Origin of the sequence: Nakamurella sp. UYEF19, assembly GCF_040546275.1 — a bacterium.
Taxonomy (GTDB): domain Bacteria; phylum Actinomycetota; class Actinomycetes; order Mycobacteriales; family Nakamurellaceae; genus Nakamurella.
Map to the genome: position 1 here is coordinate 100,101 of NZ_JBEPNO010000014.1, position 18,284 is coordinate 118,384.

Genomic DNA, 18,284 nt, shown 5'->3' on the forward strand with positions numbered 1-18,284 from the left:
GGCGCGACGACCCACGTGCGACGTAAGAAGCTGCGCAGAAGGCCTCTGAGGGCCTCGGTACTGGCCCTGGTTGCCCTGCTGCTGGCCGCGTGTACGCCGCCCGGACTACCGGCGCCGATCGCGCCGGCATCCAGTGCAGCGGTCGGGACAAGTCCGGCCACCGCCTCGACGGTCACCATCGGGGTCGACGGGCTGGTCGAGGGCTTCAACCCCCATGCCATCGCCGACTACTCACCGGCGGACGCCGCGGTCGCGTCGCTGGTGCTGCCGTCGGTGTCGACGGTGGCCGCCGACGGCTCCCTCGAACTGGACCGGGACGTGGTGCGAACGGCCGTCGTCACCTCGACCGATCCGTTCACCGTCACCTACACGCTCGACCGGAACGCGTCCTGGTCCGACGGGACGCCCATCACCGCCGAGGACTTCAGCTATCTGCGTGATCAGATGCTGGTCCAGCCAGGCACGGTCGATCCGGCCGGCTATCGGATGATCAACGCGATCGTTTCCCGGGACGCGGGAAAGTCGGTCGAGGTCACCTTCAGCAGCAAGGTCGCCGACTGGATGGCGCTCTTCTCGCCGCTGCTGCCAGCGCACATCCTCAAGGACTCGCCGGGCGGTTGGACCGAGGGGCTGGCGGCCGGCATCCCGGTCTCCGGCAATCGGTACAAGATGCAGTCCTACGACACGGTGACCGGCGAGATCACGCTCGTCCGGAACGACAAGTACTGGGGGACCCAGCCAGGACCCAGCACCGCGATCCTGCGGTTGGGTACGACGACGGCGCTGATCGAGGCGCTGAGACGTGGTGATCTCCAGGCCGTGCTCCTACAGCCCGACGCGGCGAACCAGCGATCCCTCGACGCTGCAGTGCCGACCGACCGCCGGGTCACCGTCCCGCTGCCCGGCGCCGTCCAGCTGGTCTTCAACACCACCGGTGGTGCCGTCGCCGACGTCCGGGTCCGGCGGGCCATCGCCGCCGGCCTCGACCTGGCGGAGATCAGGGCCGTGCTGGACGGTGGCAACGCCGGCGGGAGCGCCGCGGTGCCCTCGCTGATCGCCCTCGGGTCGACGCCGCCGCAGTCGGCGACACCCCCGTCGAGCGCCATCATGACCGACGATGCGGCGGCAGCCGCGCAGGACCTCGAAGCTGCTGGCTACCACCGGGATTCCCTCTACGTGAGCAAGGACGGGCAGGTTCTGAGGTTGACGTTGACCTATCCGAGCACCGACCCCCGACTGGCGGCCGCCGCCGGACTCGTCCAGTCCCGACTGGCAGCCATCGGGATCGAGGTCGATCTGCTGCGGGACGAGCCCCGGGCAGTGGTGGACAACCGGCTGGCCAGGGGCACGGTCGACCTCGGCCTCCTGATGGTGCCCCGCGGGCCGAGCGATGCCATCGCCGCGGATTCGGCGTTCGGCTGCCCGCTGCCCGTCACCGGCACGGCGGTGCCGGCGACCGATCCGCTGCCACGGGCCGGCAACCTCTCCGGGTTCTGCTCGGAGGAGGCTCAAGCCCAGTTGGCCGACGGTCTCGGCGGTGTGGTCCCGGTCACACTGGACGGGCTGCTGGCCTCGGAGCTGCCGATCGTGCCCATCGGGAGGCAGTCGGCGGTGTTTGCGACGTCGGCCCGGATTGCCCCCCAGTTGGCCCTGGCCGGGCCGGGGTGGGTTTTCTCCGGGCCGTTGGCCGGCCTGGCCGCCTGGCCGTCGGATTGATCGAATCTGCGCGCCTGACCTGGACAAATCGACGTGCTTCGCTAAGTGGGCCGTAACTTCTGCGGTCCGCACGCCTGAACGGAAGAAGTCCTGCGTCCATCTGTGCCGGATCGCCCGGATGTCCGATTGGTGTTTCCCTGATGCTAACCACCGGTCACCTTTTGGTGACGATCACTGTTGTCGGCTGGCCCAGATGGTGAGAAGGTTCGTAAAGTCTGGCGGTCAGACACGACATGGTTGCTGTGTGATTCGCGGAATGCGACGGTCGATGGGGGCCGGCGTTGACGGATTGCGGAGCGCCCTTCAGGAGGATCCTTCATGACCAGAAAACGGGCAGTGACACTCACTGCTCTCGTCGCGACATCGGCTCTGCTGTTTGCCGCGTGCACCAGCTCGCCGGGACAGGCGACATCGACCACGCCGACCACGGCCGGTTCCAGCGCCGCGCCGGCAACCAGCGGCGCGCCCAGCTCGAGCGCGACCAACAGCGGCACGGTCAGCAGCGGACCGGCCAGCAGCGGACCGGCCACCAGCGGAGCGACCGGCAGCAGTGCGCCGACGACGTCCAACGAACCGGCCGGCGCGGATGGTTGCGGCAAGCCGCACGGCGCCTACACCGACCCGGGTACCGCAGCCGGAGCGGTGACCGTCGGGTTCAACGAGCTGTCGACCTCCTGGAACGCACAGTCCTCGCACGGCAACTCGGTCTACAACTCGAACGCCCTGTACCTGACCCAGGCGCAGAACTGGTACTACGACAAAGATCTCAAGCTCATCAACAACGACTCGTTCATGACCTGCAAGGTCACGTCGACGAAGCCGCTGACGATCGCCTACACCATCAACAAGGACGCCAAGTGGTCCGACGGGGTCCCCGTCTCCGCCGAGGACCTGCTGATGACCTGGATCAGCAACAGCGGAAACTTCAGCACCGGCGAGGTCAAGACCGACAAGGACGGCAACCCGTTGCCGTCCACGGGCAGCACCGTCGCCTTCGACTCCTCCAGCCCGGGTCTGGCGCTGATCAAGGCGTTCCCGACCATCTCGGCAGACCACAAGACCCTGACCACGGTCTTCACCGAGCCGTTCGTGGACTACCAGCTCAACCTGACCATCGGCGTCCCCGCGCACGCGGTCGCCGTGAAGGCCCTCGGCATCTCTGACCCGACGGCCGCGGTTGCCGCGCTGGTCAAGGCAGCTCAGACCAAGGACAACGCGTCCCTGGCGAAGATCGCCAACACCTGGAACACGGCTTTCGACTTCACGGCGCTGCCGTCCGACAAGTCCCTGTACCTGTCCGACGGTCCGTACATCATGTCGGACTTCAAGGCGAACCAGTTCCAGACGTTCACCATCAACCCCGCCTACACCTGGGGACCGAAGCCGTCCGTCGCGACCATCACCATCCAGTACGCACCGGACCCGACCGCGGCGGTCCAGTCGCTCGCCAATGGTGAGCTCCAGATCATCAACCCTCAGGCGACCGCGGATGTGCTCAAGGGCGCGACCGCGCTCGAGAGCCAGGGCGTCAAGGTCATCAACGGCAGTGGTGGCACCTACGAGCACGTCGACCTGGCCGAGAACAACAAGGGCCCGTTCGACCCGGCCACCTACGGTGGCGACGCCACCAAGGCGACCGAGGTCCGCACCGCTTTCCTCAAGACCATCCCGCGGCAGGACATCATCGACCGGTTGATCAAGCCGCTCAACCCGGCCGCGACGATCCGTAACTCCTTCACCCAGGTGCCAGGAGCACCCGGCTACGCCCCGATGGTCGCCGCCAACGGGATGAGCGCCTACGACAAGGTCGATCTGGCCGGCGCCAAGGCCCTGCTCGCGCAGGCCGGCGTCAAGACCCCCGTCAACGTGCGCTTCATGTACGCCGACAACAACCCCCGTCGCGCCAGCGAGTACCAGCTGATCGCGGCGTCGGCCAAGCAGGCCGGGTTCAACGTGATCGATGCGAAGAACGCGAACTGGAGCAGCCAGCTCACGAACACCAAGATTTATGACGCTGTCCTGTTCGGTTGGCAGAACAGCACCACCGGTGTCGCGCAGAACCCGCCGAACTTCCTGTCCGGCGCAGCGGGCCAGAACAACTTCTACGGGTACAAGAACGCCAACGTCGACAAGTGGATGAACCAGCTCAACGTCACCACTGACGCTGCGACTCAGACCAAGCTGCTGACCGACACGGAGACGCAGCTGGTCAAGGACGGGTTCGGGACGATCCTGTTCCAGTTCCCCGACATCACCGCTTTCGACTCGACGAAGGTCACCGGGGTGGGCGGTATCGCCCTGGTCCCGGGTGTCTTCTCGAACTTCTGGGAGTGGAAGATCGCCGGCTGATCGGATGATGTGCTAGACCGTCCTGGTCGGGACCCTCGTGGTCCCGGCCAGGACGGCCTGTTTGTTGCTGCAGACATCTGATCGGGATTCCCATTCTCTGCCGAGGAACGGCACCAGTGGGGACCAGCGCGAAAGGGACACACCCAGTGCTGACCTTCATCGTGCGGCGCATCATCGCCGCCATCTTCATCACGATCGGCGCGAGCTTCATCGCCTACATCCTGGTGGCCAACGCGGGTAATCCGCTGCAGAATGCCCAGGGTCTCCCCGCCTCGCAGCGCGCGAACGCGGTCGCGACCGTGACCGCGACCCTCCACCTGGACGTGAATCCGGTCTTCCGCTTCTTCATCTGGCTGAAGGGGGTTGGCGGCTGCGTCGTCGGCCAGTGCAATTTCGGGGTCAACATCCAGCAGACCCCGGTCAACGGGTTGCTGAGTGCAGCCCTCGGCCAGTCGATCAAGTTGATCCTGGCCTCCACCATCCTGGCCGTGCTGCTCGGCATCGCCATCGGTGTGGTCTCCGCGCTCCGTCAGTACTCGGGCCTGGACTACGCGGTCACCTTCCTGGCGTTCCTGTTCTTCGCGCTTCCGGTGTTCTTCATCGGCGTGATCCTCAAGGACCTGCTGGCGATTCGCTTCAATACCTTTCTCGGCAGCGGGGCCTCGTTCTCCTGGGCGGCCATCTTCATCTTCGCGGTCGTCTTCGCCCTGATCGCCTACTCCCTCGTTCCCGGAGAGTTCCTGCGGCGCTTGATGATCGGCGGCATCGCCTTCGTGATCGCGCTGGCCGCGATGTACTACATCACCGTCGAGCACTGGCTGTTGAATCCGTCCCTCGGACCGGTGGTGATCGCCGTGCTCTCGGTCCTGCTCGGTCTGGGCATCACCGTGCTCACCGCCGGGCTCTCGAACAGGAAGGCGCTCTACACCTCGATGACGGTCGCGGCCATCGGGGTGGCGCTCTGGTACCCACTCCAGTGGTGGCCGTTCCTGAACGGGATGTCCTGGGCCAAGATGATCCTGATCCTGGTGATCGGCGTCGTGGTGGGTGTCGCCGTCGGTTATGCCTTCGGCGGCGACGACAAGGGACTGTCGGCCCGGACCGGTGCGCTGACCGCCGTGGCGACCGGCTTCATCATCTTCGTCGACCGTCTCATGCGGGCCTGGCACAGCTATTCGATCAACCCCTCCATTGCCGGCCGACCGATCCGGACCACATTGCCCTCCACGCCAAATCTCAAGGGCGACTTCTGGATCCAGACCACGGACACCCTGACCCACCTCGTGCTGCCGACCATCACCCTGATGCTGATCTCGCTGGCGACCCACTCCCGTTTCTCCCGGGCGAGCATGTTGGAGGTGATGAACCAGGACTACATCCGCACCGCCAGATCCAAGGGTCTGACCGAGCGGACGGTCGTCATGCGGCACGCCTTCCGCAACGCGCTGATCCCGATGGCCACCGTGGTCGCCTTCGACATCTCCGGACTGATCGGCGGCGCCGTGCTGACCGAGCGGGTCTTCGGGTGGAAGTCGATGGGTTCTCTGTTCTCGCAGGGTCTGACCGACGCCGACCCGAATCCGGTGATGGCCTTCTTCGTGGTCGGTGCCCTCATCGCCGTTCTTGCCAACCTCCTGGCCGACATCGCCTATGCGGCCCTCGACCCCCGGATCAGGCTGAGCTGACATGACCGAACACATCAGTCCCGACCCCAGTCACGATGTCGTCCCGACGGAGCCCGGCGAAAGGGGCAGCCTCGAACAGCGGGAGGTCGCCGGACTCTCCCAGTCCCAGATCGTCCGCAAGCGCTTCTTCCGGCACCGTGGCGCCGTCATCTCGCTGACGGTGCTGGTGCTGATCCTGCTGCTGTCGGTCAGCTCGATCGGGTACGGACCGATCCCCGGGTGGTGGCAGCACAACTACTACGACGTCGTCGCTCCGGCGGACGGAGCCAGGGCCACGTTGTCGGTCTTCTGGATCGGCGGACACGACTTCTTCTCGATGGGCGCCTACCCGTTCGGGGCCGACGGGCAGCACGGGCAGGACAACTTCGCCCAGGTGATGCGCGGCATCCAGCAGACCCTGACCCTGGTGGTGATCACCGGAATCCTTTCCACTGTCCTCGGTGTGGTGCTCGGCGCCATCGCCGGGTACTACCGCGGCTGGGTCGATTCGGTGATCATGCGGTTCACCGACCTGATCATCACGCTGCCGGTGCTGCTGGTGACCGCCGTCCTCGGGTTCGTCTTCGAGGCCAGAGGGGTGATCCCGGTCGCCGTTGCGCTCGGTCTGCTGTCGTGGACCTCGATGACCAGGCTGGTGCGGGCGGAATTCCTGACACTGCGGGAGCGGGAGTTCGTCGACGCGGCCAAGGTCGCCGGTGCCTCGTCGGCCCGGATCATCTTCAAGCACATCATGCCGAACTCGGTGGGCGTCATCGTCGTCAACGCCACCCTGACGATCAGCAGCAGCATCCTGGTCGAGGCCGCGCTGTCGTTCCTCAGCTTCGGGATCCAGTACCCGGACGTGTCGCTGGGGTCGCTGATCTCGACCTACCAGGCGTCCATCCTGACGGGGGAGCCCTACCTGTTCTTCTGGCCCGGCATCTTCATCATCCTGATCGTGCTCTGCCTGAACTTCATCGGCGACGGACTGCGGGACGCCTACGATCCGCGGCAGAAGCGGATCCCGAAGGCGAGAGACCTGCGGAGGTCGAAGGCACTGGCCAGAACCACCCTGGACCCGGTCGAGGCCTGACGGCCATGCTCATGATCGTCGTGAACCGGCGAGTTTCCGAAGTACTGCCAAGGATCTGGTCAGAGCAGGGCGGACGCTGCGCAGCCGAGCACGAGCACCGCACCGGCGACCATGGTGCCGCGGTGGAGTCGGATCGGTGGTTGGCTGAACTCGAGACGTGGATCGTCGAGGAAGCCGAGATCCCGCAGTTCCTCCCACTGGCGACGCACCACCGCTGCGGCGGCGCCGGAGGCGCTGTCCGGATGGTCGCCGGGGCGGATGGAGCCCTCCGGACCGAAGGTGGATTCCGGCAGACCGGTCGCAGCCTTCCGGCTGATGCGGGCGGCGTTCATCCCGCCGGGCGCAGGAGCCGCCCAGGCCACGAACTTGCCGTAGGCGGTGTACAGGGTCAGGGCCCACTTGGTGTCGATCCGCTGGATGGACGGCCACGGCAGATCGATGGTGCGCAGGACGTTGACCACGTGAACGCCGGCCACGTCGACCGCCACCTCGGGGCGCCAGTAGGCGGCCCAGACCGCTCCGGACAGCAGCGCGAGCCAGGGCGTCGCGCGCAGGCCCGCTTCCGCACTCTGGATGAAGGCGGAGACGACGGCGATCGCCGACAGCGCCCAGATCGCGATGGTGAGCCACCGTCCGAAGGTGGGTCTGAAGATCTGGGCCGTCGTCGGGTCGGGGGAGGACACTCGACCATGGTGACACGTCCCGATCCGGATGCCCGTGGAGATCGAACCGCCGGCGTTCCCGACCAGAAGAGCTCCAGAACGACACATCGAGAAGGGCACCATGACTCACGCTGAGATCCCCGTCGACCCGACCAGGTCCGGACAGGTCGCACCGGTTCTTTCCGTCGACGGACTCGACATCGACTTCTGGGTCGACGGCACCTGGTACCCGGCGGTGGAACAGGCAAGCTTCCAGCTCTTCCCCGGCGAGGTGCTCGCCATCGTCGGCGAGTCCGGCTCGGGCAAGTCGACCATCGCGATGTCGATCATGGGTCTGCTGCCGAAGAACTCGAACGTGGACGGCTCGATCAAGCTCGGTGATCGTGAGCTCGTCGGTGCCTCGCAGCGGGCCTTCCGAGCGATCAGGGGCAAGGAGGTGTCGGTCATCTTCCAGGAGCCGATGACGGCCCTGAATCCCGTCTACACCATCGGTTTCCAGATCATGGAGATGCTGCGGACCCACCAGGCGATGGCCCCCTCGCAGGCCCGCAAGCGGGCCATCGAACTGCTCACCATGGTGGAGATCCCCGAGCCCGAACGACGTGTCGATGCCTACCCCCACCAGTTGTCGGGCGGACAGCGTCAGCGTGCGATGATCGCGCAGTCACTGGCGATGGATCCGCGCCTGCTGATCGCCGACGAACCGACCACCGCCCTCGACGTCACCGTCCAGGCCGAGGTTCTCAAGCTGATGCGCGATCTGAAGGACCGCCTCTCGGCCTCCATCATCCTGATCACCCACGACATGGGGGTGGTGGCCGACATGGCCACCCGGATCATCGTGATGAAGGAGGGGAAGATCGTCGAGACCGGCTCGGCGAGGGAGATCTTCGGCAATCCGCAGCAGGCGTACACCCGTGAGTTGCTGGACGCCGTCCCGCACCTCGGCTCGGTGGTCGCGAACGAGGGCGTCGAGGTGGCCGCGCACCTCGCCGACGAACTCGGGGTCACCCCGACCTCGGGGACGTTGACCAAGGCGGTCGAGGTCGACAAGACCAAGCGGGCGACTGCCCCGGCCGGGGTGCCGCTGGTGGTCGACCTGGTCGGTGTGGCCGTCGAGTACCCCAGTCGCGGACGTACCCCGGCGTTCCGGGCCGTCGATGATTTCACCCTGGCCATCGGTCAGGGGGAGGTCGTCGGCCTGGTGGGTGAGTCCGGCTCTGGCAAGACCACCATCGGCCGCGCGATCGTCGGGCTGCTGCCCTTCGTCGAGGGCAGCGCCTCGGTGGTCGGGACGAACATGGTGGGCGCCAAGGAGTCCGACCTGCGGAACGTCCGCAATGACGTCAGCTTCGTGTTCCAGGACCCGGGCTCGTCGCTGAATCCCCGTCTGCCGGTGGGTGAATCGATCGGCGAACCGCTGCTGTTGCGCAAGGTCGTGAGGGGGAAGAAGGCGCTGTCGGCGCGCGTCGAATCGCTGCTGGACCAGGTCCAGCTACCCCGCTCGCTACGGAACCGCTACCCGCACGAACTGTCCGGCGGGCAGCGTCAGCGGATCGGTATCGCCCGAGCACTGGCGCTGAGCCCGAAACTGCTGATAGCCGACGAGCCGACCTCCGCCCTGGACGTCTCGGTGCAGGCGAAGGTGCTCGACCTGTTCCAGGAACTGCAACGCGACCAGGGTTTTGCGTGCCTGTTCGTCTCGCACGACCTCGCGGTCGTCGAGATCCTGGCCCGCCGGATCGTCGTCATGCATCATGGCAAATTGGTCGAGATGGGGACCAGGGAGCAGATCCTGTCCAAGCCGCTCGACGACTACACGAAGCGACTGCTGGCCGCCGTGCCCGTCCCGGACCCGGACCAGCAGGCCGTTCGCCGCGAGCAGCGTGACAAACTGCTCGCCGCCGGTGTCGGCGTCGAGCCGGACGAGTTCGAGGTCTTCGCCTGACGTTCCACGCCGCGTCCGAATCGGATGTCTCGCTCTGGCGTTCCGCCGGACTGAGAAGCCTTGTCTACCTGTGCATGCTGGCCTTCGCCAGCTTCTTCCTGACGTTGTCCTGCCTGCCGCTCCACGCCATCTCCATCGGGGCCTCCACCGGTGCGGCCGGTCTGGTCACCACGGTGATGCTGGTCAGCACGGTCGCCACGCAGACCCTGGTACCGCTGATGGTGGGCCGCTTCGGGCTCTTCAGGGTGCTGGCTGTCGGTCTGGTGTTCCTCGGCGCCCCGGCACCCCTCTACACGGTCATGTCGCAGTTCTGGTGGGTGCTGGTGATCTCCGGCCTGCGAGGGGTCGGGTTTGCCGTCATCACGGTCCTGATGCCCCTGGTGGCCACCGCTCTCGTCCCGCTGCGCCGCCGTGGTGAGGCCATCGGGATCTACGGCCTGGCCATCGCGATTCCCAACCTGATCGGGGTGCCGATCGGGGTGGCTCTCACCTCTGCCGGGCAGTTCCGCTGGGTCTCCTTCGCCGCCGCGGCGCCGCTGCTGGCCCTGCCTCTGCTCCGACCCCTCGCGCGGTCGGTGCTGCCGGCGACCGATGGGTCCACCGCAGGCGTCCCGGCTCCTGACCGGCCGACCGGCGGCCGGGTGGTTCCTGACCGGCCGGCCGGCAACCGGGCCGCTCTCGAGACCCGGGCGGCGCTGCGGCCGGTGCTGACGATCACCGTCGTCCTGCTGGTGATGACCCTGTCCGGTGGCGGCGTGCTCACCTTCCTGCCGGTCGCCCGGCCCGACGGAGCCCTGGCCACGGTGGCACTGCTGGTCTTCGGGGCCTCCGGAGCAGTCAGCCGCTGGCGCGCGGGGCTGCTGGCCGACCGGTGGGGCAATCGCGTGTTGCTACCGGGGTCGGTGCTGGTGGGTGCGCTGGGTCTGGCGCTGATCGCGACCGGGCTGTCGGTGTCGTCATCAACGGTGGTGCTGGTCGGTGCGGCCGCACTGGGCAGCGGCTACGGCGCCCTGCAGAACGTCAGCCTGCTGGTGGCGTTCGCGCTGGCCGGCCCGACGAGAGCGGCGACGGCCAGCGCGATCTGGAACGCGGCGTACGACGCCGGCACCGCCATCGGCGCGCTCGTCGTGGGAATGGTGGCCGCGGCCGGTCCCGGATTCCCGTGGACGTTCGCCGGGTGTGCGGTCCTGATCACGCTGAGTCTGCCGCTGTGCCTCCGGGTCGTCCGCCGGCTCTGAGGTCACCCGCCGACCTGGCCGGGAGACCGGTGCCGAAACCCTTACGCTTGGCCCATGGCCCTTCGCCGCCTGTTGGCAGTCCACGCGCACCCGGACGACGAGTCGATCACCATGGGCGGCACCCTGGCCCGATATGCGGCGCAGGGCGTGGCGGTCACCCTGGTGACGGCGACGCTGGGGGAGGAGGGCGAGGTCATCGGCCCGGAACTCCAGGGTCTGACGGCCTGCATGTCCGACCAGCTCGGGGGCTACCGCTACACCGAGCTCCGCACCGCCTGTGCCGCGCTCGGCATCTCCGACTGGCGGCTGCTCGGCGGCCTCGGCGCCTTCCGCGATTCCGGGATGATCGGGACCCCTTCGGCCGATCATCCCCGTGCCTTCGTACGAGCTGCAGAGGGTGGTCCTGATCACGCCCGGGCGGTGGCGGCCCTGGTCGCCGTCATCGACGAGATCCGGCCGGACGTCCTGCTGACCTACGACGCCGACGGCGGTTACGGCCACCCCGATCACGTCACGACCCACCAGGTCGCCCTCGCCGCGGCAGCCGGACGGGTGCCGCGGGTGCTGGCGGTCGTGCGGCCGCGATCGGTGGCGGTGTCGGCCCTGGCCGCGATGCCGGTGCCGGCTGCATACCTCCCCGCGGTCCCGGCGGATCTGGGCTATCTGGCTGCGGACGGTGACGTCTCGGTGGCCGTCGACATCACCCGGTTCGTCGAGGCACAGCGGCTGGCGCTGGCCGCCCATGCCACCCAGCTGGAGTTGATCGAAGACGGTTTTGCCCTGTCCAACCGCATCGCCCAGCCGGGTTCGGACGTCGAGTACTTCAAGCTGCTGACCGGTCAGCCGATGCCCGCCGGACCTCGGGCCGACGACGTCTTTGCAGGTCTGACGTGAGGGTGCCGCCGGGAGTCGACCCGGTCACCGCGACCGGCGATCCGGGACCCGGCATCTTCGACTGGGTTCTCGTCGGTGCCCTGACGCTGTTGGCCGGCGTCATCGGCGTGTTCGGGATCTTCTTCCTCCCGCTCTACAACGGCTCGTTCCCGCTCCCGGTCGTGGTGCTCGCGGTCGGTCTCGCCCTGGCGGTGATCCCCAGGGTCGGCTACCGCCTGACCGGCCGGATGGTCGCCTCGATCCTCCCGGTGGTGCTGTGGTTCCTCGTCACCTTCGGCCTCTCGCTGACCAACAATTCGCTCTACCGCGGCGCCGCCCTTGCCTGGCGCGGCTGGCAGTTCGGGTTGCTCCTCGGCGTCGGCGGGCTGGCGGCCGCCGCCTCCATCGGCCTGCTGTGGGGCGATCACGTCCGCGTCGAGATGGCTGCCCGCAGTGGTGCCGGCTCCGTCCGGAGATGATGCAATCCGGCTTGCCGGCCCCCTGGGCCGGTGCAAGCCGCGTTCCAGACAGGGGATACTTGTTGGCGCCGCGGTGATTCGTCGCGCCGGGATCCTTCCGGTGCGGTCCGCCGGCTCTGCAAGCAGCAAGCCCGTTCGTACAACCCCGCGTGGAGACCAGCCGTGACCTATGTGATTGCCGAACCCTGTGTCGACGTCCTCGATCGGGCGTGTGTCGAGGAGTGTCCGGTCGACTGCATCTACGAGGGCGACCGCATGCTGTACATCCACCCCGACGAGTGCGTGGACTGTGGCGCGTGCGAGCCGGTCTGCCCGGTCGAGGCCATCTTCTACGAGGACGACGTGCCGGCTGCCTGGGGCGAGTACACCAGGGCCAACGTCGACTTCTTCAACGACCTCGGGTCGCCCGGTGGCGCGTCGAAGACCGGCAAGACCGGCACCGACGACCCCTTCATCACCGCGCTGCCCCCGATGGGCGAGGGTCACTGACAGGTGGCGCCGATCAGCAGACCGAGTCCGGGCGGACGGTTGCCACAGTTCCCGTGGGATCAGCTCGCCGACGCCGGTGAGGTGGCCCGTGCGCACCCGCAGGGCATCGTCGACCTCTCGGTGGGTACGCCCGTCGATCCGGTGCCGTCCCCCGTCAGGGCCGCGCTGGCCAACGCCTCGAACGCTCCGGGCTACCCGACAGTGCACGGGTCCGCCGAGCTGCGCCAGTCCTACTCGCAGTGGATGGACCGGAGCCACGGTGTCGGCAACATCGATCCGGTCTCCGTGCTGCCGACGATCGGTTCCAAGGAACTGGTGGCCGCGCTCCCCGTGCAGCTGGGCATCGGCGCCGGCGACGTCGTCGTCATCCCCGAGATCGCTTATCCCACCTACGAGGTCGGCGCGCTGATGGCCGGCGCGACGGTGGTCAGGGCGGACCGCATCTCGCTGGTCGGCCACCAGGCGCCGGCGCTGATCTGGCTGAACTCCCCGTCCAATCCGACCGGCAAGGTGCTGTCCACCGAGCACCTGGCGAAGGTGGTCGGCTGGGCACGATCGCAGGGCAGCATCGTCGTCTCGGACGAGTGCTACATCGACCTGGGCTGGGATTCCGCGCCGGTGTCGATCCTGCACCGGGAGGTCTGCGGCGGTGATTTCACCGGCCTGCTCGCGGTGCACTCGCTGTCCAAGCGGTCCAACATGGCGGGCTACCGCGCCGGGTTCATCTCCGGCGATCCGGAGCTGGTGGCGTCCCTGCTGGCGCTCCGGCGTCATCTGGGCTTGATGTTGCCGACGCCGATCCAGGCGGCCGCCGCTGCGGCGCTCGACGACGACGGGCACGTGATGGCCCAGCGCAACCGATACGGGGAGCGTCGGGCGAAGTTGATGTCGGCGTTCGAGAACGCCGGATTCTCCGTCGGGCACTCGGAGGCGGGCCTGTACCTGTGGTGCACCCGGGGCGAGCCGGCCATCGACTCGGTGAACTGGTTGGCGCAGCGCGGCATCCTGGTCGCCCCCGGCACGTTCTACGGTCCGGGCGGCGCCTCCCACATCCGGGTCGCCTTCACCGCCACCGACGAGCGCGTCGACAGCGCCGTGGCCCGCCTCTCCGCCTGACTGACCCCCCGCGCGCCGCGCTTATCAACTTCTTCGGCGCTCATGAAGTCGTCGCTTTCTGTCCCTCTGGTCCCATTTCGGCCAAGTTGATCAGCGCAATTCCGTTTCAATGGCCACGACGCCTGTGCTGATGGCTACAGGGTGACCGACTCGAAGTAGGTCTCCTGGTGGTTCTTCACCAGTTCCACGGTCAGTTCCTTCTGCTTGTCTCCGGTCGCCGGGTCGATCGAGAAACTCTGCCCGAGCGCTGACGTCGCCCCGTCGATGGTGATGCCGTCACCCGAGAACATCGCCTCGGTCACCCCGGCACGCGTGCCGTCGGAGGCGGCGATGGCGGCAAGAACGACCTGCATGGCAGCCACTCCGTACAGCGGATACGAACCGGAGGGTTCCGTCCCGTACTTCGTCTTGTAGGCGTTCAGCAGATTGGCGGCAACCGAGCCGCGATCGGCCAATTCAGAGGACACCAGTCCGCAGAACGTGAGGTACATGCCTTCGGACTGGGATAGAGCGAGCATATCGGTGTACCCGGTGAAACCATCCGGAGCTATCAGCTTGACCTTCGAATTGTCGCCCAGAACTGCCACCTTGTCCTTGATGAGCTGCCCTCCGTTGTTGTCGAAGATCCCACCGAGGTAGACGCAGTCCGCGCCGGTGGCCTTGATCTTTTCGAAAAGGGTGGTGTAGCTGCCCGACCTCGCTTTCCAGGTGGCCTGTCCGACGATCGAAATTCCCTCGACACCGGCAGCGGCAGTAAAGGCTGCGGCTACTCCCGCGCCGTACGTCTGCTGGTCGTTCAACACATAACATTTGGTGACGTGCAGTTTCTTGGCCGCCACCCGCGCCGCCGCATTTCCCTGATCGTCGTCGGTAGCCAGGACTCTGGCATAGTTCCGCTTCCCGGTCGGGTAGTACTTGTCCGGCTCACCGCTCTCCCATTTCTTGGTAAGACCGGGGTTGGTGTTCGCGTGCGAAACCATCAACATGGGGCCGGAAGGATCGGCATTCAATATGGGTACCTCTATTTTAGCGCACCCAGAATTGAAAGTGCCCACGACGGCCACCTCAGCGGTGTTCGCCACGTGCGCGGCTGCGTTCGCTGCGCATACCTTCTCGTCCCAGGCTCCCTTGGCCGCCGTCGAATTGTCGTAGGCCCTCAGCAGGATCTGATGGGTGCCGACGCGGTTGCCGATGCTGTCGAGGTAGAGCTGGATCAACTTGTTGGTCGAATCGGATTGAGCGGCACTCGAGCCCTGCAGTGGCAGATCGGTCGCGACGACCAGCGTGTCGACCCGGGCCGGATTGGCCGACACCGAGGGCGCGGTGGAGATCGACCCGGACGGCGGTGTCGACGGCTCGGACGTCGAGGAAGTGGCGTCCGACGACGCGTCAGCGGCTGATGACGAGGCGCTGGACGACGCGGACGCGGCGGATTGCGACACCCTGGACGACTCGGCAATCGAGGACAACGCGGCGGATGCCGGCCCGGCGACGCCGGTCACCGCAGTGGAGCACGCGGCGACGGACAAGCCTGCAGCAGCGGCCACGACCCAGAGCCGGGATCGAAAACGACGGAACGATCTCATGGTCGGTGGTCCCCTCCGCCGGCAGTAGCTGTCGGGGTTGCTACTGGAGCGACGCGGCCCAGGTCAGCGGATTCATCGATGCTTCACGAACCAGCGGCGACCATCGCAAGCTGCGGCTCAGTCGCGTGGGTAGGCGGCGTCGGCGGCGCGGTCGACGGCCTTCCAGGCCGCGGGGTACAGCTCGCGGGCGGCCATCTTCCGGCGGCGGCCACCCTCGATCACCCGTCCGGCGGCGACAGCCGCGGCCGGATCGTGGGACGCGGCGACCATCAGGCGCAGCTGGTCCTCGAGGACGCTGGCGTCCTGGTGATCGCCGAGCACCTCCTGGAAATGCGCGAGCGCCTCCAGGAATTCGCTCATCCGGCGAGACTTCGGCTGAAGCTCCGCGGTGTACCTGGCCCGTTTGCCCAGAATGCGCAGCTCGTGCAGGTCGTCATCGGGAGGGTCGCCGTCGAACTTTTTGACCAGACGCCGGTGGGCCTTGGCCAGCCTGCCGAATTCTGCGGCCCCGAGCTCGGCCAGATCGGCCCACGGGTCGGCGACCGGTGGCCGTTCGACGGCACGGTCCAACTCCTCGAGCAGCGACCGATAGGACGGCTCGTCGAGCTGGGCGACGAGCGCCTTGCGCGCCACACCGCGGTCGGCGTCCAGCGAGCCGATCAGCCGTTCCAGGGCTGCCGTATCCGGCTCGCCGAGAGCTGTTGCCTCGCTGTGCATCCGGTCGATCATGACGTCGAGATCGCGCACTTCGCCCAGTGCCCTGGCCAGATCGGCGAGGTCCAGTCTGAGTCCGTCGGCGGCCTGCGCGTCCAGCGCCGGACGCGCAGCCTTGAGGTAGGCGCGTATCCGCCGGGTGGCCACCCGCATCTGGTGCACGCTCTCCAGGTCTCCGCCCGCCCGGCTGCCGGCCTCGTTCGCCCGGATCGCCGTGCCGGCCTTGCCCAGCACTGCAGACAGTGCGTCGGCGATCTCGGTGGGGATCAGTCCCGGGCGGCGTGGCGCCGGTCGCGGCGGCGCGAGGGCGGCACCGGGGTCGGCGTCGGAGGACCTCCCGGCTCGAAGCCCCTCTGCCGCAACCTCTCTCGGATCTTCGGGAGATCGCATGGCTACTGGGCGTGCAGCACGGAGTTGAGCCCGCCCCAGCTGCCGGTGCGGGGTAGTGCCTCCACCCCGCCCGTCAGCGAATTGCGGCGGAACAGCAGCCCTGCCATGCCGGAGAGCGCACTGGCCTTCACGACCGTGGCCTGCCCGTCGGCCAGCAGGGTCAGCTTGGTCCCGTAGGTGAGGTAGAGCCCTGACTCGATGACGCAATCGTCGCCGAGCGAGATCCCGACGCCGGAATTGGCACCGAGCAGGCAACCGGCCCCGATGGTGACCTGCTCCTTGCCGCCGCCGGACAGCGTGCCGATGATCGAGGCGCCGCCGCCGATGTCGCTGCCGTCGCCGACCAGCACCCCCTGCGAGATCCGGCCCTCCACCATGGAGGTGCCGAGAGTGCCGGCGTTGAAGTTGCAGAAACCCTCGTGCATGACGGTGGTACCGGCGGCCAGGTGGGCGCCCAGCCGCACCCGATCGGCGTCCGCGATCCGTACGCCGGCCGGCACCACGTAGTCCGTCATCCGGGGGAACTTGTCCACGCCGTGGACGGTGAGCCGGTGCCCGGCCACCGCGGCGGTCAACCGGACCTGCTCGACCGTGTCGACCGGGACCGGCCCGAGCGAGGTCCAGGCGTTGTTCGGGAGCAGTCCGAACACACCGTCCAGGTTGATCGAGCGGGGCAGCACCAACCTGGTGGACAGCAGGTGCAGTCGCAGGTAGGCATCCGCGGTGTCGGTGGGCGCGTCGGCCAGCGAGGTGATGGAGGTGTCGATCGCGACTACGTCGACACCGCGGATCGCGTCGTGCCGTTCGGCCGCCGAGAGATCCGGCTGACCCGTTGGCGGCTGCCCGTCCGTCACGAGAGTCGGGGCCGGGTACCAGACGTCGAGCACGACACCGTCGGTGGTCCGGGTGGCCAGACCGGCGCCGTTGGCCCCGACGGGCCGGCTGCTGGGCTGGGCTGGATCGGCCTGGACGGCGACGGTCTCGGTCATACCGGAGAGCCTATCGAGGGTCAGCCGGTGGTGATGGACACCCGGCCCGCGGGAGCGGTCGAGGTGGCGGGTCCCCAGGCGTGGTCGGTCCAGGTCCGGTTGTCGACGGTGACCCCGGTGACGGCGAATCCGGTCCCGTGGGCGACCGCCCAGGCCGCCAGGGCGCGGCCGGCCTGACCCGCCTGGACCCCGCGGACCGCGATCGTGACGGTCGCGGTGGAGCCGGTGATGGCCACCACCCGCAAGCCGCCGAGTTCGGCCTGGGCGGCGCTCAGGGCGGAGGCCAATGCCGGCCCAGCGGACGAGCTGCCGGCCAACGCCTTGCGCGCCGGAGCATCGGCGGAGGGCGCGAGCGCGCCGGCGATGCAGCTCAACTCGAGTGGGGCGGTACCGCCAAGGGCGGCGGCCAGCGTCTTCGCCTCGCCCTCCCACTTCGCGTAGGCGTCCGGGAAGCCCGAGAACTGGACCGCCTGGGCGGCTTTCGTCAGCGACATGGTCTGCCAGCCGGTGACTTCCAGGAGTGCGTCGTAGAACTTGCCGGAGGCGTAGACCGGGTCGAGGATCTGCGTCGCCCTGCCCCAACCCTGGGAGGGTCGCTGCTGGAAGAGCCCGACCGAGTCGCGGTCGCCGTTCGGCAGGTTGCGCAGGGTGGATTCCTGGAACGCGGTGGCGAGGGCGATGATCCGGGCCTGCTGCGGCAGACCCCGGGACAGGCCGACGGCGTTGATGGTCGATGCGTTCTGCAGCTGGGCTGCGGTCAGGTAGACGGGCACCGCGACGGTCGGATCGGTGGTGACCGAGCTTGCCGCGCTCCCGCTCGCCGAGCTCCCGACGAGCGGGACGGTGCACTCCGGTCCGGCGGCCGTCGAACCCGAGCCGGACAGTGCCTTCACACCCACGACCACTCCGACGACGATGACGGCGATCAGCACGATCGCGGCGAGGGTCAAGGCGATCGGCTTGCGCACTCGGCAACCG

General features: G+C 67.8%; 16 protein-coding genes. 11 read left to right on the forward strand and 5 right to left on the reverse strand.

Annotation, left to right across the window (positions count from 1 at the left end; translation table 11 throughout):
- Nucleotides 1-15 precede the first annotated feature (15 nt).
- The 4 genes from ABIB25_RS18555 (at nt 16) to ABIB25_RS18570 (ending at nt 6,822) form a co-directional block, all read left to right on the forward strand.
- Complete coding sequence (locus ABIB25_RS18555; protein ID WP_354529974.1) at nt 16-1,716, forward strand: ABC transporter family substrate-binding protein; 1,701 nt, start codon at nt 16-18, stop codon at nt 1,714-1,716.
- Nucleotides 1,717-2,034: 318 nt separating this feature from the next.
- A complete protein-coding gene (locus ABIB25_RS18560) occupies nt 2,035-4,065 on the forward strand; it encodes an ABC transporter substrate-binding protein (RefSeq protein ID WP_354529975.1) in 2,031 nt (676 codons plus the stop codon).
- 146 nt (nt 4,066-4,211) lie between these two features.
- On the forward strand, nt 4,212-5,750 hold the full coding sequence (locus ABIB25_RS18565) for an ABC transporter permease (RefSeq protein ID WP_354529976.1): 1,539 nt from the start codon (nt 4,212-4,214) through the stop codon (nt 5,748-5,750).
- Nucleotide 5,751: 1 nt separating this feature from the next.
- Nucleotides 5,752-6,822, forward strand: coding sequence for an ABC transporter permease (locus ABIB25_RS18570; RefSeq protein WP_354529977.1), 1,071 nt, complete (start codon nt 5,752-5,754; stop codon nt 6,820-6,822).
- A gap of 59 nt (nt 6,823-6,881) precedes the next feature.
- Here ABIB25_RS18570 and ABIB25_RS18575 read toward each other — a convergent pair whose 3' ends face one another.
- Nucleotides 6,882-7,505, reverse strand: a complete 624-nt coding sequence (locus ABIB25_RS18575; RefSeq protein ID WP_354529978.1) for a PH domain-containing protein — start codon at nt 7,503-7,505, stop codon at nt 6,882-6,884.
- 100 nt (nt 7,506-7,605) lie between these two features.
- On the opposite strand from ABIB25_RS18575, the gene ABIB25_RS18580 reads away from it, so the two are divergent.
- The 6 genes from ABIB25_RS18580 to dapC all read left to right on the forward strand — a co-directional run bounded on the left by ABIB25_RS18580 (nt 7,606) and on the right by dapC (nt 13,627).
- Nucleotides 7,606-9,432, forward strand: coding sequence for an ABC transporter ATP-binding protein (locus tag ABIB25_RS18580; RefSeq protein WP_354529979.1), 1,827 nt, complete (start codon nt 7,606-7,608; stop codon nt 9,430-9,432).
- A 74-nt stretch (nt 9,433-9,506) separates the two neighbouring features.
- The gene (locus ABIB25_RS18585; protein WP_354529980.1) at nt 9,507-10,670 is read left to right on the forward strand and encodes an MFS transporter; all 1,164 of its coding nucleotides are present in this window, start codon (nt 9,507-9,509) and stop codon (nt 10,668-10,670) included.
- 54 nt (nt 10,671-10,724) lie between these two features.
- On the forward strand, nt 10,725-11,564 hold the full coding sequence (gene mshB, locus ABIB25_RS18590; RefSeq protein ID WP_354529981.1) for an N-acetyl-1-D-myo-inositol-2-amino-2-deoxy-alpha-D-glucopyranoside deacetylase: 840 nt from the start codon (nt 10,725-10,727) through the stop codon (nt 11,562-11,564).
- Nucleotides 11,561-12,022, forward strand: a complete 462-nt coding sequence (locus ABIB25_RS18595; protein ID WP_354529982.1) for a hypothetical protein — start codon at nt 11,561-11,563, stop codon at nt 12,020-12,022. The genes mshB and ABIB25_RS18595 overlap by 4 nt, the downstream gene beginning before the upstream one ends.
- A 162-nt stretch (nt 12,023-12,184) precedes the next feature.
- A complete protein-coding gene (gene fdxA / locus ABIB25_RS18600; protein ID WP_354529983.1) occupies nt 12,185-12,511 on the forward strand; it encodes a ferredoxin in 327 nt (108 codons plus the stop codon).
- A gap of 39 nt (nt 12,512-12,550) precedes the next feature.
- Nucleotides 12,551-13,627, forward strand: coding sequence for a succinyldiaminopimelate transaminase (dapC, locus tag ABIB25_RS18605; protein ID WP_354529984.1), 1,077 nt, complete (start codon nt 12,551-12,553; stop codon nt 13,625-13,627).
- A 134-nt stretch (nt 13,628-13,761) separates the two neighbouring features.
- On the opposite strand, the gene ABIB25_RS18610 is transcribed toward dapC, so the two are convergent.
- The gene (locus tag ABIB25_RS18610; protein ID WP_354529985.1) at nt 13,762-14,940 is read right to left on the reverse strand and encodes a branched-chain amino acid ABC transporter substrate-binding protein; all 1,179 of its coding nucleotides are present in this window, start codon (nt 14,938-14,940) and stop codon (nt 13,762-13,764) included.
- Between ABIB25_RS18610 and ABIB25_RS18615 the strand changes: the two genes are divergently transcribed.
- Nucleotides 14,930-15,241 (forward strand): hypothetical protein, encoded by a 312-nt coding sequence (locus ABIB25_RS18615; protein WP_354529986.1) that lies wholly within the window; start codon nt 14,930-14,932, stop codon nt 15,239-15,241. The genes ABIB25_RS18610 and ABIB25_RS18615 overlap by 11 nt on opposite strands.
- An 89-nt stretch (nt 15,242-15,330) precedes the next feature.
- Here the strand turns inward: ABIB25_RS18615 and ABIB25_RS18620 are convergent, their stop codons facing one another.
- The 3 genes from ABIB25_RS18620 to ABIB25_RS18630 are packed head-to-tail and all read right to left on the reverse strand — an operon-like array spanning nt 15,331 to nt 18,274.
- Entirely contained in the window at nt 15,331-16,317 is a 987-nt protein-coding gene (locus tag ABIB25_RS18620; RefSeq protein ID WP_354529987.1) for a CHAD domain-containing protein, read from the reverse strand.
- Between the two features lie 2 nt (nt 16,318-16,319).
- Nucleotides 16,320-17,306, reverse strand: coding sequence for a 2,3,4,5-tetrahydropyridine-2,6-dicarboxylate N-succinyltransferase (dapD, locus tag ABIB25_RS18625; protein WP_354529988.1), 987 nt, complete (start codon nt 17,304-17,306; stop codon nt 16,320-16,322).
- A 20-nt stretch (nt 17,307-17,326) separates the two neighbouring features.
- Complete coding sequence (locus ABIB25_RS18630) at nt 17,327-18,274, reverse strand: hypothetical protein (protein WP_354529989.1); 948 nt, start codon at nt 18,272-18,274, stop codon at nt 17,327-17,329.
- Nucleotides 18,275-18,284: the final 10 nt, after the last annotated feature.

Excerpts from the sequence above, each read along its gene's own strand:
- ABIB25_RS18560 (WP_354529975.1), top strand. The coding sequence starts at position 2,035 with ATGACCAGAAAACGGGCAGTGACACTCACTGCTCTCGTCGCGACATCG.
- ABIB25_RS18570 (WP_354529977.1), top strand. The coding sequence starts at position 5,752 with ATGACCGAACACATCAGTCCCGACCCCAGTCACGATGTCGTCCCGACG.
- ABIB25_RS18580 (WP_354529979.1), top strand. The coding sequence starts at position 7,606 with ATGACTCACGCTGAGATCCCCGTCGACCCGACCAGGTCCGGACAGGTC.
- ABIB25_RS18585 (WP_354529980.1), top strand. The coding sequence starts at position 9,507 with ATGCTGGCCTTCGCCAGCTTCTTCCTGACGTTGTCCTGCCTGCCGCTC.
- mshB (WP_354529981.1), top strand. The coding sequence starts at position 10,725 with ATGGCCCTTCGCCGCCTGTTGGCAGTCCACGCGCACCCGGACGACGAG.
- ABIB25_RS18620 (WP_354529987.1), bottom strand. The coding sequence starts at position 16,317 with ATGCGATCTCCCGAAGATCCGAGAGAGGTTGCGGCAGAGGGGCTTCGA.
- dapD (WP_354529988.1), bottom strand. The coding sequence starts at position 17,306 with ATGACCGAGACCGTCGCCGTCCAGGCCGATCCAGCCCAGCCCAGCAGC.